1 protein-coding gene is annotated in these 1,552 nt (G+C 28.0%); it reads right to left on the bottom strand.

The genetic code is table 11. The features are described from left to right. Positions 1-242: 242 nt before the first annotated feature. On the bottom strand, positions 243-1,552 hold a 1,310-nt coding region (locus FWJ34_RS19325; RefSeq protein WP_308256953.1), incomplete at its 5' end, for an AMP-binding protein.

Below are 1,552 nucleotides of genomic sequence, written 5' to 3' on the forward strand. Positions count from 1 at the left end.
TTACATAATAATGATTTCAGAAGAAATACCTTAATCTCGTCAAAGCCTTTTGTTATTTGGGTTACAGGCGTAAATATCAAATAGGTTCTATAAAGACCTCACCATAATGAAAAACGCTATAATTTTTATTTTGCACTCGTGTCTATTAAACAATAAATCTGTCAATCTTACTATACCTTAAAGCTTACTGCTGATAGCTGATAGCTAACACCTCTTTAAATCTCACAACTCACATAAGATTACTATATAGTAATTTTACCTTGAGAATTACGAGAAATTTTAGGAACTTTTTGCCATACTTTTGGGATTTTATAATTGGCAATTTGAGAGACAAGTTTTAATTTAATTTCTTCATGGCTAATATTATCATTCATTGGCACATAAAAAGCTATAATAACTTCCCCCCAATAATCATTTTTTTCTGCTTTTATATAAATATCTTTAACTAATTTTGTGGCAAAAATTGCCCTTTCAATTTCTAAAGGAAAAACATTTTCTCCTCCAGTAATAATTTTGTGACTGTTACGACCTAAAATAAATAAATACCCTTCATTATTTACATATCCAACATCATCGGTGCTAAAAATATCTATATTTTCTAAATGAGGATAATAACCTTTAAATAAACTTTGAGATTTTATTTTAATAATACCTTCTTTTTCTTCATCAATAATAATTTGAGCATGGGGTAAAATTTTACCATTATTATGATTAACTTGTTGAATTTCTTGAGGTTTTAAGATGCTAATACCTGATGCTGTTTCTGTCATACCATAGGTTAAAGCTATGGGAATATTATATTTATTTGCTAATACTATTTGTTGAGGATAAGTTGATGCACCACCTACTAAAATAGTTTTAAATTTACTTAAATATTTAGGCTTATTACCAAGAAAAAACTGTAGCTGAGTCGGCACTAAAGACATAAAATAATCATGGTAATTTTCCATATCATCTAAATTATTTTTGATATTTTGAAAACTATTAATAACTAACTTTCCCTTCGTCATAAAACTACGAATTACCTGCATTAAACCGCTAACATGATACAAAGGTAAACAACAGTAACAATTAATGGATAAATGATCAAAAAATTGATAAAAACCCATAGCCGAAGCGGTGAGAGTTTCCCATGTATGAATTGCAAATTTAATTTTACCCGATGTGCCACCAGTGGGAATCATTATGCCTGTAAAACTGGAGGAGTTTTTGTTATTTGAAGAAAAATGATAATTAATGTTCCCAAAAATAATGTCTGGGTTAACTATATTCTCTATTTGTTGCCATTCTCGAATCTGCCAATGAGGATTAATTAAAAAAAGACAAGACTCACTGACAACTCCTGCAAAGAAAGCGGCAATAAATTTGTAAAATTCTATCTCAGCAATGAAAATAATTGGTTTTTCTTTGAAAGTTTTAGTTAAATTAATTTTTGTTACATAATCTATTACTAATTCTTCTAAATTTTCTGATTGATGATTAAATGTCCATTGACTACTTAATAACTTTAACTGTGATAATATATTTAAACTTTTAGTCATTAAATTTACTG

Origin of the sequence: Geminocystis sp. GBBB08 (genome assembly GCF_016743215.1) — a bacterium.
GTDB lineage: Bacteria > Cyanobacteriota > Cyanobacteriia > Cyanobacteriales > Cyanobacteriaceae > Geminocystis.